Origin of the sequence: Parabacteroides sp. PF5-9 (assembly GCF_029893105.1) — a bacterium.
Taxonomy (GTDB): domain Bacteria; phylum Bacteroidota; class Bacteroidia; order Bacteroidales; family Tannerellaceae; genus JARXWG01.
In genome coordinates this window covers 230937-247103 of record NZ_JARXWG010000001.1, presented here as the reverse complement: position 1 = coordinate 247103, position 16167 = coordinate 230937, and the positions used below count along the sequence as shown (strand labels likewise).

General features: G+C 42.7%; 15 protein-coding genes. 10 read left to right on the top strand and 5 right to left on the bottom strand.

Features of this window, described 5'->3' with window-relative positions; all coding sequences use genetic code 11:
- The first annotated feature begins 4 nt into the window (after window positions 1-4).
- From M2135_RS01160 to M2135_RS01115, 10 genes are all read left to right on the top strand, one after another.
- Window positions 5-1447, top strand: coding sequence for a tagaturonate reductase (locus tag M2135_RS01160; RefSeq protein WP_280746727.1), 1443 nt, complete (start codon window positions 5-7; stop codon window positions 1445-1447).
- Window positions 1448-1459: 12 nt separating this feature from the next.
- Window positions 1460-2947: an altronate dehydratase family protein gene (locus tag M2135_RS01155; protein WP_280746726.1), complete on the top strand. Its 1488-nt coding sequence runs from the start codon at window positions 1460-1462 to the stop codon at window positions 2945-2947.
- Window positions 2948-3024: 77 nt separating this feature from the next.
- Window positions 3025-3255 (top strand): hypothetical protein, encoded by a 231-nt coding sequence (locus M2135_RS01150; protein ID WP_280746725.1) that lies wholly within the window; start codon window positions 3025-3027, stop codon window positions 3253-3255.
- On the top strand, window positions 3252-3560 hold the full coding sequence (locus tag M2135_RS01145) for a type II toxin-antitoxin system RelE/ParE family toxin (protein ID WP_280746724.1): 309 nt from the start codon (window positions 3252-3254) through the stop codon (window positions 3558-3560). The genes M2135_RS01150 and M2135_RS01145 overlap by 4 nt, the downstream gene beginning before the upstream one ends.
- Window positions 3561-3689: 129 nt before the next feature.
- Window positions 3690-4847, top strand: coding sequence for a hypothetical protein (locus tag M2135_RS01140; RefSeq protein ID WP_280746723.1), 1158 nt, complete (start codon window positions 3690-3692; stop codon window positions 4845-4847).
- Between the two features lie 84 nt (window positions 4848-4931).
- Complete coding sequence (locus M2135_RS01135; RefSeq protein WP_280746722.1) at window positions 4932-6794, top strand: DNA topoisomerase IV subunit B; 1863 nt, start codon at window positions 4932-4934, stop codon at window positions 6792-6794.
- The gene (gene coaD, locus M2135_RS01130; RefSeq protein ID WP_280746721.1) at window positions 6791-7249 is read left to right on the top strand and encodes a pantetheine-phosphate adenylyltransferase; all 459 of its coding nucleotides are present in this window, start codon (window positions 6791-6793) and stop codon (window positions 7247-7249) included. Before M2135_RS01135 ends, coaD begins: the two co-directional genes overlap by 4 nt.
- Window positions 7250-7268: 19 nt before the next feature.
- A complete protein-coding gene (locus M2135_RS01125; protein WP_280746720.1) occupies window positions 7269-8861 on the top strand; it encodes a S41 family peptidase in 1593 nt (530 codons plus the stop codon).
- A gap of 6 nt (window positions 8862-8867) precedes the next feature.
- Window positions 8868-9398, top strand: coding sequence for a chromate transporter (locus tag M2135_RS01120; RefSeq protein ID WP_280746719.1), 531 nt, complete (start codon window positions 8868-8870; stop codon window positions 9396-9398).
- A 1-nt stretch (window position 9399) separates the two neighbouring features.
- A complete protein-coding gene (locus M2135_RS01115; protein WP_280746718.1) occupies window positions 9400-9951 on the top strand; it encodes a chromate transporter in 552 nt (183 codons plus the stop codon).
- Window positions 9952-10040: 89 nt separating this feature from the next.
- On the opposite strand, the gene topA is transcribed toward M2135_RS01115, so the two are convergent.
- From topA to M2135_RS01090, 5 genes are all read right to left on the bottom strand, one after another.
- A complete protein-coding gene (topA, locus tag M2135_RS01110) occupies window positions 10041-12383 on the bottom strand; it encodes a type I DNA topoisomerase (protein ID WP_280746717.1) in 2343 nt (780 codons plus the stop codon).
- Window positions 12384-12805: 422 nt separating this feature from the next.
- On the bottom strand, window positions 12806-13189 hold the full coding sequence (locus M2135_RS01105; RefSeq protein ID WP_280746716.1) for a DUF3037 domain-containing protein: 384 nt from the start codon (window positions 13187-13189) through the stop codon (window positions 12806-12808).
- Window positions 13167-13949, bottom strand: coding sequence for a HipA family kinase (locus M2135_RS01100; RefSeq protein WP_280746715.1), 783 nt, complete (start codon window positions 13947-13949; stop codon window positions 13167-13169). Before M2135_RS01100 ends, M2135_RS01105 begins: the two co-directional genes overlap by 23 nt.
- A 40-nt stretch (window positions 13950-13989) precedes the next feature.
- Entirely contained in the window at window positions 13990-15159 is a 1170-nt protein-coding gene (uxuA, locus tag M2135_RS01095) for a mannonate dehydratase (RefSeq protein WP_280746714.1), read from the bottom strand.
- Between the two features lie 32 nt (window positions 15160-15191).
- Window positions 15192-16004 (bottom strand): SDR family oxidoreductase, encoded by an 813-nt coding sequence (locus tag M2135_RS01090; protein WP_280746712.1) that lies wholly within the window; start codon window positions 16002-16004, stop codon window positions 15192-15194.
- Window positions 16005-16167: the final 163 nt, after the last annotated feature.

Here is a 16167-nt window from a genome sequence, read left to right as displayed (position 1 = left end):
GCACATGATGAAACCATTGAACAACACAACCACACAAAGAACCCTTCGTCCGGTAAAAATCCTCCAGTTCGGAGAAGGGAATTTCCTACGAGCATTTGTCGACTGGATGATAGAAAAAGCGAATAAATCGGGGATTCTGAATCACGGCGTCGCCGTTGTCCAACCGATCAGAGGAGGAGAAGAGATCGCCTCTGTTTTCCAAAATCAGGATCATCTTTATCATGTCTATCTTGAAGGAATTAAAAACAAACAACCGGTGAAAGAGATCACACGGGTTGAATGTATAAATGCGTTGTTGAACCCCTATACCCAATACGACGCATATGAACGACTGTTTCTGCAGGAAGAACTGGAGATGATTATCTCGAATACCACGGAGGCCGGTATACGTTATGTGGAAGGAGATGACCTGACGGCATCGCCCCCCGACTCTTTCCCCGCAAAAATGACGGCTTTACTCTATAAACGTTATCAGAAATACAAAGGCGCTCCGGATAAAGGGTTGTTGATCATTTGCTGCGAATTAATCGAAGATAACGGTTCTGTTCTTCGTGCGTATGTTCTGAGACATGCCCAGCAGAACAGACTGGAGCAGGGTTTTATCACATGGATTGAACGCAGTTGTCATTTTTACGATACGCTGGTCGACCGGATTGTCTCCGGATTTCCCAAAGAAAACAGCGATGAAATCAAAAAAGAGTTAGGTTTTGATGATCATTTGCTCGTTAAAGGCGAATATTTCCATGTATGGGCTATCGGGGGAGATCCGGTCATCCGGGAACGGTTCCCGTTAGACAAAGCCGGTTTAAATGTGTTGTTTATGGATGACATAAGGGATTTTCGTGCCCGGAAAGTACGGATACTCAACGGATCACATACGGCGATGGTTCCTATCGCCCTCCAGCTGGGTTGCCAGACGGTAAAAGAAGCTTTCGGTATTCCGGAAGTTGAAGCCTTTATCACCCGCATGGTTGAAACGGAAGTACTGCCTGTTATTGCTGGCGATCAGGAAGAACTTCGCCAGTTTGCTGCCGAAATTCTCGAACGTTTCTACAATCCTTTCCTACACCATTACTTAAAAGATATCTCCCTGAATGCCTTGGCTAAATGGGAAACCCGGAATTATCCGACGATATGGGACAATGCCAAATGCAATCAAAAAGCACGATTTAATCGATTTGCTTTTGCGGCGCTGTTGGTGCTCTATGCAGGACATTCCAAGGCGATAGACTTTGTTCCGAATGATGTCGCGGAACATATTACGTTTATTCGTCAGACATTTCAACGAAATAATCTCCGCGCCTGGGTAACCGGTATTGTCACCAACAAGGATATCTGGAGAGAAAACATCACACAAATACCCGATTTTATCGAAGATGTAAGTGATACGATTGAACAGATATTAACCTTAGGTATGGAAAATGCATTAAAAGAAGTACTCCTTTAATCGATCCCTGTTATGAGTAAGTTTATTCAAATTCATCCGATAGACAATGTAGCTGTTGCCGTTTGCGACTTGCAGAAAGGAGATCTCCTCTCTGTTGACAATCGAGCGATCACGCTTCTGGATCCGATTCCGGCCGGGCATAAATTGGCTTTATATGCGATTCCACAAGGAGCGAATGTGATTAAATACGGCTATCCTATCGGTCAGGCTATAACAGCTATTTCCGCAGGAGAACATCTCCATACACACAACCTAAAAACGAATCTTTGCGATGATATCGACTATTTTTATCATCCGGTTGATAGCTTGCCTCCCATTGCGAAAGGAGAATATACGGTGAATGGATATCTCCGTTACAACGGTGAAATGGGTATTCGAAACGAACTTTGGATCGTCCCGACAGTAGGGTGTGTCAACGGACAGATACAAGCCATTGTCGACCGGGTTAAAAACGAAGTAGACAGTGCTCATATCGACGATATCCGCGCTTTCACCCATAATTATGGTTGCTCGCAACTGGGTGACGACCATATCAACACGCAAAAGGCGCTGGCCGGGTTAGTCAAACATCCGAATTGTGGCGGGGTGCTTGTCTTGGCATTGGGTTGCGAAAACAACCAGTTGAGTGATTTTAAAAAGATATTGGGTGAATGGGATTCCGACCGGGTTCGTTTCTTAACGGCTCAGGATGTGGAGGACGAGATAGAGACAGGTGTTATACTCATGAAGGAGTTGGCGGAAAAGATGAAACAGGACAAACGTCAACCATTACCCCTCTCTAAACTGAAAGTCGGATTAAAATGCGGTGGAAGCGATGGTTTCTCCGGAATTACAGCCAATCCGCTTGTGGGGTGGTTCTCCGACTGGCTGATTGCAGCGGGAGGAAATACGGTATTGACTGAAGTGCCCGAAATGTTTGGCGCTGAGACCATTTTGATGGATCGTGCGGCCGATCAGGTTGTTTTTGAAAAGATCGTTCAATTAATCAATGGGTTTAAAAACTATTTCCGTCAATACAACCAACCTATTTATGAGAATCCTTCACCGGGAAATAAAACAGGAGGGATTACGACACTGGAAGAGAAATCATTGGGATGCACTCAGAAAGGCGGAACATCAAAGGTGGTTGATGTCCTTGAGTACGGACAACCCATCACTCGGAACGGCCTCAACCTGTTGAATGCCCCCGGAAACGATCTGGTCGCCTCCTCGGCTTTGGCGATCTCAGGCTGTCAGCTGATTCTGTTTACTACCGGACGTGGAACTCCTTTCGGCTCTTTTGTCCCTACCCTGAAAGTATCGACGAATTCGCACTTATTCAACTATAAAACGAACTGGATCGACTTCAATGCAGGAGCCTTATTAGAAGGCACAAACAGAGATGAGTTGATTCACGATTTTATCGATTTCATCCTTCAAATATGCAACGGCACCCTCCTTAAACACGAAAAAACAGGATGCAAAGAGATTGCGATTTTTAAATCGGGGGTTACATTGTAATAATTGGGTTTTTAATCTTTTCCAACTGTTTGTAAATAGGTGAATATTCACTATCTTTGATAAAAACTTAATGCCGTATGACTACATTAGAATTACAAGCTAAAAAAGCGGAATTAGCCAAACGTATATTAAACTCTGACAATGAAGAATTAATCACTAAGCTGGCCGATTTGTACGATAAACTGGCTGTTAACAAATATCCCTGCGATTATACAGAAGACGAAGTTTTACAAGCTTGCGAAGCAGCAATGCAGGAATATGAAACAGGAACACTTTCGCACGACCAGATTAAAAGGAAAACTTCATGAGACTTGTCGTATGGTCTACGTCTGCCAGAAAGGATTTAGAAGAAATCTTTGATTTCTATTCTTTAAAAAATCTCACCATAGCAACCCAAATACACAACTCCATTTTAGATGAAGCGGATCGACTGGCAGACTGGCCGGAGATAGGACAACAAGAAGCTTTTTTGGATAAGAAAAAATATAAATATCCATTTCGTTCGCTTGTAATAAAAAGAGGACTGTTTAAACTAATTTATTTTATAACAGACAATTACGTTGTTATATCTCGAATTTGGAGTTACCGAAAAAATCCACAGAATTTGAAATAGATGATCTGTTCACTGTTTGATAGACCAAAGTAGACCCTAATTCAGGAAAAAACAAACAACCGCTTAAACAAGCCTCCTTGTAACAAATTAATTATTAAATTTGTCGATTGGTTTTAAAATAAATAGTTGATGAGTGTTACGGTAAAAGAAGTTACGGGGAAGAAGGAACTTAAAGAGTTCGTTAAGTTCAATATACGGTTATATAAAGACAATCCCTACCATATTCCCGGTTTGATCAGTGAAGAGATGGTGACACTGGACAAAACGAAGAATCCTGCTTTTGAGATGTGTGATGCTGCTTATTTTCTGGCTTATAAAGCAGGTAAAATAGTCGGACGTATAGCCGGGATTATCAACCATAAAAGCAATGAGGTCTGGAATCAGGATTATGCGCGCTTCGGTTTTGTCGACTTTATTGACGATGCCGAAGTGGTGGATGCCCTGTTTGATGCCGTTGAGAAATGGGCCAAAGAGAAAGGCATGATTGCTTTGCATGGCCCCATGGGTTTTACCGATATGGATCATGAAGGGATGCTGGTTGAAGGATTCGATCAGTTGGGAACGATGGCAACGATCTATAACTATCCGTATTATCCGACACATATGACACGCATGGGATATACGAAAAACCATGACTGGCATGAATTCAAGATCTATATCCCCAATGAGATTCCGGAAAAACATCAACGGATCGGTGAAATCGTGAAAAAGAAATACGGACTGAAAATTATGAAGTTCAAAAATGCGAAAGAGATTATGCCATATGCACAACGGGTCTTTGAGACGTTGAATGCGGCTTATGTCCCTCTTTATGGTTTTGCTCCGTTGACTCAGAAACAGATCGATTATTATATCAAAATGTATATTCCGATGTTGCGTTTTGACCTGGTGACCCTGATTGTTCGCGAGGCAGATGATGCGGTGGTCGGTTTTGGGATATCGTTGCCCAGCTTATCCAGAGCCTTACAAAAGGCGAAAGGTAAAATGTTACCTTTTGGCTGGTTCCATCTACTGACAGCCCTCAGAGCAAATCCGGAGGTAGTCGATCTTTACCTGACAGGGGTATTGCCGGAGTACCAAAATAAAGGGGTGAATGCATTGTTATTTAATGACCTGATCCCGGTTTACCAAAGCGTAGGTACTATATACGCCGAGAGCAACCCGGAATCGGAAGTGAACAGTGCTGTACAGGCTCAATGGGACTATTTCAAGCGGGAGCATCATAAGACAAGAAGAGCATTTATTAAATATTTGATCGCACCGAATCCACATAGGTTTGGGATATAAAAAAACACAAACAAGTAAACAATATAAAACCAGGATTAATCCGGGTGTTTTTCTACCTTTGATTATCCTTTTTCAAAAGAATATATGAACGAACTGAATTCAACTTTACAAGAACAGACTGCATACAACGATGATGATATCAAAACGTTGGACTGGATGGAGCATATCCGCCGTCGTCCGGGCATGTATATCGGAAAACTAGGTGATGGAACATATGCAGACGATGGGATTTATGTATTGCTGAAAGAGGTACTGGACAACTCTATCGATGAATATATGATGGGGTATGGCCGAACTATCGAAGTCACCGTAGAAGAAGGCACCGTCATGGTGCGCGACTATGGCCGTGGTATCCCTTTGGGAAAAGTGGTAGACGTCTCCAGTAAAATGAATACCGGAGCCAAATACGACAGTAAAGCCTTTAAAAAGTCGGTAGGATTGAATGGTGTCGGTATCAAAGCAGTCAATGCATTGAGTAGTTTTTTTGAGATCAGTAGTTTCCGTGAAGGAGAATATAAGAAAGCCCAATTCAGCCGGGCCTATATCACAGAAGAAATGGATATTCAACCGACTTCTGAAGCAAACGGGACATCGATCTATTTTATTCCGGACAAAGAGATTTTCAAAGAGTATGTTTATAAAGAAGAATTCATTGAAAATCTGTTGAAAAATTATGTGTTCCTGAATTCCGGACTGACCATTATCTATAACGGAAAGAAATTCTATTCCAAAAACGGATTGGTCGATCTGTTGAACGAAAATATGACCACCGAACCGCTTTATCCGATCATTCATCTGACGGGAGAAGATATTGAAGTGGTGCTCACACATAGTAATCAGTATGGTGAGGAGTATTACTCTTTTGTCAACGGCCAACATACCACACAGGGAGGCACACACCTTTCTGCGTTTAAAGAAGCGATCGGAAGAGTGATAAAGGAATATTACACAAAGAATTTCGAATATTCGGATATACGTGCCGGTATCGTTGCTGCAATCAGTATTAAAGTAGAAGAACCGGTTTTCGAAAGTCAGACCAAGACTAAGTTAGGTTCGAAAGATATGGGTCCGAACGGACCAACTGTTGCTAAATTTATCGGTGATTTCATCAAAAAGGAGTTAGATAATTTCTTACATAAGAATCCGGATATCTCCGATGCGCTCCTGAAAAAAATCCTTGAATCGGAAAAAGAACGTAAAGCGATTGCAGGAGTTACCAAATTAGCACGCGAACGTGCCAAAAAGGCGAATCTTCATAATCGTAAATTACGGGATTGCCGCATTCATCTCACAGACACAAAGGGAGATAAACAAGAAGAGAGTTGTATCTTTATCACAGAGGGTGATTCAGCCAGTGGATCTATCACTAAAAGTCGTGATCCGAACTTGCAGGCGGTATTCAGCTTACGTGGTAAACCGCTGAACACTTACGGGCTGACGAAAAAAATCGTTTATGAGAACGAAGAATTCAATCTGTTACAGGCTGCCTTGAATATTGAGGATGGTCTGGACGGATTACGTTATAATAAAGTGATCATCGCTACTGATGCCGATGTCGATGGTATGCACATCCGATTGTTGATGATCACCTTCTTTCTGCAGTTTTTCCCCGACCTGATCAAACGAGGGCATGTCTATATCCTGCAAACCCCTTTATTCCGTGTACGGAATAAACAAAAAACCTGGTATTGCTATACGGAAGAGGAGCGACTGGCAGCCATGGAAGCTGCGGGGAAAAACCCTGAAATTACCCGATTTAAAGGATTGGGAGAGATCTCTCCGGATGAGTTCAAAAACTTTATTAACGAAAACATGCGCTTGGATCAGGTCACAATGAAAAAGGAAGACCTGGTCAAAGACTTGCTTGAGTTCTATATGGGGAAAAATACCATGGAAAGACAGGTGTTTATTATTGACAATCTTGTTGTGGAAGAAGATATCGCATGAAACGAATCGCTCTGTTTCCCGGCACATTTGATCCCTTCACCATAGGACATCAGTCGCTCGTGAATCGGGGACTTGATCTGGTCGATGAAATCGTTATATCGATAGGTATAAACGACAAAAAAAAGACCTATTTCCCCTTAGAGCAACGTATCGAAGCGATACAAAACCTGTATATGAATCACGACAGGGTTAAGGTTATGGCCTACGATTCGCTTACGGTTGATTTCGCCCAGGAGATAGGTGCCGGATTTATTCTGAGAGGAATCCGTACTGTCAATGACTTTGAATATGAGAAGAGCATTGCGGATGTGAACCGGAAGTTATCGGGAATCGAAACGTTTATCCTTTTTACAGAACCGGAACATACACATATCAGTTCAAGCATCGTGCGCGAACTTTTACAATATGGGAAAGATATTTCCCTTTTTGTCCCGAAAGAGACAAAATTATATTAATCAATTTGGAGATCATCGAATGAAAAATGTCTTTTTATCGCTATTACTGACAGCAATCACAATAGCCTCGGCTACCGCCCAGCGAGCAGATCAGAATGCACGTAAATTACAGTTGGCTTTATATGCCATAAGCAATCTATATGTCGACGCTGTAGATGATACCAAATTAGTCGAAGACGGGATTATCGGTATGCTGGAAAAACTGGACCCCCACTCAAACTACCTGGATCCGGAAGAGACAAAGGAGATGACCGAACCTCTGCAGGGGAATTTCGACGGCATAGGCATACAGTTCAATATGCTGACCGACACCTTATATGTGATACAGGTTATTCCCGGTGGACCCTCTGAAAAAGTCGGATTAATCGCTGGCGATCGTATCGTTCAGGTCAATGATACCCTTATTGCCGGTGTGAGTATGAGAAATACAGATATCATGAAACGGCTTCGTGGCCCTAAAGGGACTACCGTCAGCGTAAAGGTTATGCGTAATAAAAACCCCGAATTAATCGAGTTTAAGATTACTCGTGGCAAAATACCTGTTTACAGCCTTGACGCGTCCTATATGGCCGATAAACAAACCGGATATATCAAACTGAACCGCTTTGCAGCCTCTACTGTTCAGGAGTTTCAGGATGCTTTGGCTAAATTGAAAAAACAAGGAATGAAGAATCTGATCCTCGACTTACAGGGCAACGGAGGAGGATTTTTGAATGCAGCCATTGAACTTGCAGACGAATTTTTATCAAAAGGAAAACTGATCGTTTACACGGAAGGCAGTAAACAACCTCGGGAAGAAGCCTCTTCAACCAACAAAGGGGATTTTGAGACAGGGAATTTAGTGGTTTTGGTCGACGAAGGATCTGCTTCAGCCAGTGAAATTGTAGCGGGGGCTATTCAAGACTGGGACAGAGGAGTTATTCTGGGACGTCGCACCTTTGGAAAAGGATTGGTTCAGAAACCTATTCCGCTACCGGATGGCTCGATGATCCGTCTGACTGTGTCACGCTATTATACACCCACCGGACGTTCGATTCAAAAACCTTACGAAAACGGGAATATTGATGAATATCAACACGATTTAATCGACCGTTACAACCGGGGAGAATTGATGAGTGCCGACAGTATTCATTTCCCGGATTCAATGACATATAACACTTTAGTATCCAAACGTGTAGTATATGGTGGCGGAGGAATCATGCCTGATATATTTATTCCTGTAGATACGACCCGTTATACTGATTATCATCGTCGTTTGGTTGCAACCGGATTGGTGAACCGGATTGCGATGAACTATCTGGATGCCAACCGGAGCGAGATGATGAAAAAGTATCCTAAATTCGTTCAGTATAAAGAACATTTCAACGTTCCGGAAGCAACAATGCAGGAATTGATTCATATGGCCACCGAAGATAAAATCGAATACAACGAGGAGCAGTATAACCGTTCGAAGCAATTGATTACTTTACAGGTTAAAGCATTAATCGCGCGTGACATGTACGAAATGAGCGAATATTTCCAGATCATGAATGAAGATAATGACAGTTTTAAAGAGGCACTGCGCATCATCAAAAACCAGGAAAGTTATACGAAGGAACTGGGAATGAAATAACCGGATATGTACTGGACGCTTTTTATCACTTTTACAAAAATCGGAGCTTTTACTATTGGCGGAGGCTATGCCATGTTGCCATTAATTGAACGTGAAGTGATCAATCGGGGATGGATTACAAAAGAAGATTTTATCGATCTCTTTGCCATCACTCAATCACTTCCGGGGATCTTTGCCGTCAATATTGCAATCTTTCTGGGATACCGCTTAAAAAAGGTAAGAGGAAGCCTTGTCTGTGCATTAGGTACGATTTTACCGTCATTTTTGATCATTCTGGCCATTGCTCTTTTCTTTACACAATTTCAGGATAACATCTGGGTAGAAAAGGTTTTTAAAGGTTTACGACCTGCTGTAGTCGCATTGATCGTTGTGCCCTGTATCTCTGCAGCAAGATCGATTAAACTGTCTTGGAAAACAGCTATTATACCGATAGCTGGTGCATTACTGATCTGGCAAGGAGGAGTTTCTCCGATCTATTTTATCCTGGCTGCTGCTATAGGAGGAATCGTATATGGTTTATATATAAAGAAGAAGTGAGATGATCTTTTTACAACTATTCTGGGTCTATATAAAAATCGGTCTCTTTGGTTTTGGAGGAGGGTATGCCATGCTTTCATTGATCCAGGCGGAAGTGGTGGAAAGGTATGGTTGGATTACCTTACAAGAATTTACAGATATTGTTGCAATTTCGCAAATGACTCCCGGTCCTATTGGAATCAATAGTGCAACCTATATCGGTTATACGGCTGTTCATAATGCGGGGTACTCTTCGTTGATTGCTATCTCAGGATCGGTTTTAGCCACATTTGCCGTTTGTCTCCCCTCTTTCATATTGGTATTGATCATCTCAGCTTCGTATAGCCGGTTTAAGCAAAACAGATATGTCGAAGCCGCCTTCATGGGATTGCGTCCGGCGACAGTCGGATTAATTGGTGCAGCAGCTTTGCTTTTAATGAACAGTGAAAACTTTATTGATTACAAAAGTCTCCTGATCTTTGGATTTGCTTTTGTGCTTACTTGGAAATTTAAGGTGCATCCCATTTTAATGATCTTCCTGGCAGGGATTGCAGGACTCTTTTTATACTGGTAGTATACACAATGGTCTGATAACCTCAAAAAAAAGAAGACACGAAGTCGGGAAACCTCATGTCTTCTCTTCTATATTTTTATCACAAACGATTATTTCTTACGTGATGCTCTCTTCTTGGGAGCCGGATTTTCAGCAGCATCGGCAATTATCTTCCGTACCTCTTCCAATGTAAGATTCTGCGGTTCTTTGACCGACTTGGGAATTTTATAATTCGCCCCTTTATAAGCGATATAAGGACCATAACGGCCATTCAGTATTTCCATTTCAGGCTCTTCGTCGAACTTCTTCAGGAAACGTTGTTCATCTTTAACCCGTTTCTCTTTAATCAGTTCTATCGATTCTTCCAAGGTGATACTCAGCGGATTTAGTTGCTTCGGTATTGAGATGAACTTTCCATCATGTCTGATAAACGGTCCAAAACGACCGATTGCCGCAACGACTGTCTTTCCTTCAAAATCACCAACCGTTCGAGGCAGATCAAACAGTTTTAACGCCTCCTCCAGTGTAATCGTCTCGATAGACTGTCCTTTCAGTAATGACGCAAATTGCGGTTTAGGCGCCTCTTTATCCTCGGGATTAGCTTGTCCTAACTGCACAACCGGTCCATATCGTCCGATCTTGACAAAAACAGGTTTGCCGCTTTTCGGATCGAGCCCCAATTCACGTTCGCCCACCTTATGCTCGGTTCGTATCGCTGATGTCGATTCGACTATCGGATGAAATATTTTATAAAATTTATCGATAGCATCAGTCCAAATCATCTCACCATCTGCCACAGCGTCAAACTCTTTTTCGACACTGGCCGTAAAATTATAGTTCAATACATCCGGAAAATACTCCATCAAAAAATCATTCACAACAATGCCAATATCGGTAGGCATTAGTTTATTCCGATCAGCACCTACAACCTCTTTCTTCTCTTCAGAAGTAATTTTATTCTTCCGAAGAGTAACAATCGTATATTGACGTTCTGTTCCCTCTTTGTCGCCTTTTATGACATATTCACGGTTCTGAATGGTCTGAATCGTCGGAGCATAAGTCGAAGGACGTCCAATCCCTAACTCTTCCAATCGCCGAACGAGGCTTGCCTCTGTATATCTGTAAGGACGTTGTGTAAAACGTTCGGTTCCGACAATGTCTTTCATCTCCAGTTTTTCATTCAGCTGAACAGGAGGTAACAGTCCGTTATCCTGCTCTTTCTCATGTTCATCATCCATACTTTCGTGATACACTTTCAAGAAACCGTCAAAAGTAATCACTTCACCCGTTGCGACAAAAGTCTCCTTTAGAGAACTGATACTGATTGAAATAGTCGTCCGTTCCAGTTCGGCATCAGCCATCTGGCTGGCAATAGTACGTTTATAAATCAAGTCGTAAAGACGCTTTTCCTGAGCACTCCCTTCGATCTCCGCATTACTGATATAAGTCGGACGAATCGCTTCGTGCGCCTCTTGCGCTCCTTTGCTTTTCGTGTGATATTGTCGGAATTTATAATACTTATCCCCGTAATTCTGCACAATAGCCTCCTTGGATGTTCCCAATGCCAAATCACTTAAGTGGACAGAGTCGGTACGCATATAAGTGATCAACCCCGATTCGTACAGACGTTGAGCAACAACCATCGTTTGCGACACCGAAAAACCTAACTTACGGGCAGCCTCCTGTTGCAAAGTAGAAGTCGTAAATGGCGGAGCAGGTGTTTTACGTCCCGGTTTTTTAGAAATATCATCAATAGTAAATGAGGCCTCTTTGCACGATTCCAAAAAGATTTTTACCTCCTCTTCATTTTTCAATCGACGGTTCAACTCAGCCTTCAGCAAAGTCGTTCCATCAGGAAGAATAAACGTTGCAATCACTCTAAAAGAAGCTTCAGAGACAAAACCCTGAATCTCCCGTTCCCGTTCAACGATCAATCGCACAGCAACCGACTGCACCCGGCCGGCAGACAACGCCGGTTTTACCTTCCGCCATAAAATAGGAGATAGTTCAAAACCTACAATTCGATCGAGTACCCGACGCGCTTGTTGCGCATTCACCAGGTTTATATCAATAGCTCTGGGTGTTTCAATCGCATGCAGAATCGCATTCTTTGTAATTTCGTGAAATACAATTCGTTTGGTATTTTCCGGTTTTAGGTTTAATGCCTCATACAGATGCCAGGATATCGCCTCCCCTTCGCGGTCCTCATCGGAAGCAAGCCATACCTGTTCAGATTTCTTGGCTTCGGCTTTCAACTCAGAGACAATTTTCTTTTTGTCGGCCGGAATTTCATATACCGGCTTATAATTGTTCTCGATATCAATACTGAAATCTTTTGTTTTCAGATCTCGGATATGTCCGTAGCTTGACATCACCTTAAAGTCCTTACCAAGAAACTTTTCAATGGTTTTGGCCTTTGCCGGGGACTCCACTATTACCAGGTTTTTCTGCATATTTTTAACGTAATTATTTTCGAAAACGAGTGCAAACATACATAAATATTTAACGCGAGCGAACATTAATAGGCAAAAAACGTCTTTTTAAACTCGTGTAACACAATTAGAAACATCGCTCTGAAAACGAGTATTTGGGGAGGCTCCTGTTTTGTTCAAATTCGTTCAGTAGAAAAATCAACTCTAAAAAATTAAAGGATGTCATCACGACATCCCCTAATCAAACTTTGTTAACCTTAAATCTAATACTATTATGAAAAAACCACAGTACAAATATACAACCTCAAAAGCTGTTTGTCAATGTACTTTCGTGTAATATATGTTAAGCAAACAGGGAAGGTGGTATAAAAATTGTTAGGCAAAGTAAAAGGATATACATTTGGTATAAAAACTACTAAAATTAACACTTTTACAGTGCGTTTTTATAACACAAATTCGTTGAACAGCCGTTCTAATGTTTTATCGGGATCATCGGAAAAGCCCATTTGTGGGCGGGAGGTTTGCAAGGAGGTACTTCGAATGGCTGTCAGCCATCTGAAACGTTCCTGGATAGGCATTGAAGCGATAGAGCCACCTTCTGCTTCTCCGGAGCAGATCTTATCAAAAACATGCAGACTATCTCTCAGAGAATCGATTTCCAGTTCGGAAGTGAATAGACGAAGTTTCTCCTCATCAATGGTATAAAGTGTTTTAATGAATCTGGCCTCCCTGGAAAAAAGGATGACTCCGACATTGATAAATTCTTCACGCTCAACCCGGGGAAGCAGTCGAATTACCGCATATTCATAGAGTAATTTTCCGGACATTTTCTATCTCATTTACAAATTGTTCGGAATGATTACGTCGCCGAACCAGGAATTGATAGTAAACCTCCCTGGCTTGCTGAGCAGATGTTTCCCACCCGTCTCCTTCCAGCCAATCTTCTGGAATCAGTGAGACAATCTCATGCAATTTCTCATCGGTTAAGAGTGCAACGAATTGTTGATCTGCCGCTGTGATCTGTTCAGCCCATTTTAAAAGCACATGATCTTTGATTTGCGTAAAAGGACTCAAGGCATGTTTTTCCCAATTGTTCCAGGTATAATGGAAATAAAACGAAGAACCATGGTCGATCAGCCAAAGTTCTTTATGCCAGATCAGCATATTGGTATTGCGAACAGTCCGGTCGATATTGGTCAGGTAGGCATCCAGCCAGACAATCTGAGAAGCCAGTAAAGGATCTACCGTATGAATCACCGGATCAAAACCCAATGCTCCGGACAGAAAATGCAATCCCATATTCAGTCCCCGGCTACCTTTTAATAAATCCTGAATCTCTTCATCCGCCTGTGTACGACCGAACGCCTCGTCGAGGTTCAGAAAAACAATTTCCGGCACACGCAATCCGAGTGTACGCGCAATCTCTCCTCCGATCAGTTCGGCAATCAAGGCTTTGGTGCCATGTCCGGCTCCTCTGAATTTAAGGACATATTTAAAGCTATCGTCTGCCTCGGCCAAAGCCGGCAACGACCCTCCTTCCCGTAAGGGCATTATATAACGGGTCACATTTTCCGAACGCAGGTTCATGCCAATTCAGTTATTCACGCTTATGATACAAAGATAGTTTTTATTTCATGGATTTGGCAATTCCCATTTCCAATCCCCTCAATTCGGCTAAGCCACGAAGTCGGCCGATACAGGAATAACCCGGATTGGTTTTTTTGTGTAAGTCATCGATCATCTGATGCCCATGGTCGGGACGCATCACGATACTACGCCCATATTTTTGCTCTACCTCAAATAATGCTTTCATGACTCCATACATATCCACATCCCCTTCGAGGTGATTAGCTTCATAGAAATTACCTTCCGCATCGCTCTGTGTACTCCGGAAGTGGACAAAGTGGATCCGGTCTCCCCAACGGGTGATCATACCAGCGAGATCATTATCCGCACGTACTCCGTATGAACCGGTACAGAGACATAATCCGTTGCTCTTATTCGGCACCGCTTCGACAAGTTTGCGGAAATCATCTTCCGTACTCAGAATACGCGGCAAACCGAGAATCGGATAGGGTGGATCATCGGGATGGATAACCAGCTTTACGCCGGCTTCATCGGCAACCGGTGTTATCTCACGCAGGAAATAGATCAGATGCATACGTAATTTTTCCGCATCGATACCTTTATAGCGATCCAATGCCTCCTGGAATTGCTCCACAGTAAAACTCTCTTCAGAACCGGGAAGACCTGCGATCATATTCCGGATGAGGGTTTGTTTGTCTGTTTCGGTCATCTGATTAAAACGAATACGTGCTTTCTCCCGCTCTTCTGCAGTGTATGACTGTTCCGCTCCCGGACGTTTCAACAGAAACAGATCAAAGGCGATAAAAGCAGCGCGTTCAAAACGAAGCGCTTTGGATCCATCCGGCATCTCATAAGCCAGGTCTGTCCGTGTCCAGTCTAATACGGGCATAAAGTTATAGGTGACCACATCGATCCCACATTGACCCAGGTTGCGAAGACTCTCTTTGTAGTTGTCGATATATTTCTGAAAATCACCGGTCTGTGTTTTGATGTGTTCGTGTACCGGCACACTTTCTACGGCTGCCCAGCGCATACCGGCGGCTTCGACCTCCTTTTTACGTTTTATGATTTCATCCGTTGTCCAGACTTCACCATTCGGGATATGGTGTAAAGCGGTTACAATACCCGTTGCTCCTGCCTGACGGATATCAGCAAGGGTGACCGGATCATTCGGTCCGTACCAGCGCCATGATTGTTCACATAAATACATAATCAGAATGTTTAATGGTAAATGATTAATTTTTAAATAGAGAAAGCGTCGAAACCTCCGTCGACGACAGCGACTGTTCCGGTCACAAAACTGGAAGCATCACTAATCAGGTAATGAATCGTACCGTATAATTCATCGGCTTCCCCGAACCGTCCGAAAGGGGTATGCGCCAGAATTGTTTTAGACCGCTCTGTATGCGATCCGTCGGCATTTAATAACAGATCCCGGTTTTGCTCTGTAATAAAGAACCCCGGAGCAATCGCATTCACCCGAAGGTGGGCGCCGAACTTTTGTGCAAGTTCGGCCGCCATATATTTGGTAAAGTTAGTGACAGCAGCTTTTGCGCAGCCGTAACCCACGACGCGCGTTAACGGACGTAGTGCCGATTCAGAAGAGAAATTCACAATACTCGCTTTCTTCTGTTTGGCAAGTTCGGGCACAAACACTTTAGTAGGCAACACTGTTCCGAAAAGATTCAGATCGACTACTTTTTTAAAATCATCTATATTCAGATCCAGAAACGTTTTATCCGGTGGAATCGTCGCTCCGGGCATATTCCCTCCTGCAGCATTGAGCAAAACATCTATTTGACCGAAACGGGCAAGGATCGCCGCCTTGTTCTGCTCCAGGATCTCCTGATTCATCACATCGGAAAGAAAAAAGGCCGCATCACCACCTTTGGCGTTCATCGCCTCAATCTGTTTTTGTCCTACTTCTTCATTTCGATCGAGAATGGCAATTTTGGCTCCCTGAGCCGACAGATACGCTCCGATCCCTTTTCCTAAAACACCGGAACCGCCTGTGATTACGACTACTTTTCCTGTAATATTAAATAAATTATCCATAGGTCTATTTTATTTTGCTGCAAATGTAAACTAATTATTTACCATAATATGTGTCCGCGCACATTAATTTTCTTTTTTTATACATTCCCTATTTTGAATCACGCTTTTTAGATGGCGTTACTTGCTCTTTTGCACGCTACTCGAATAACAGTTATACTTTTGA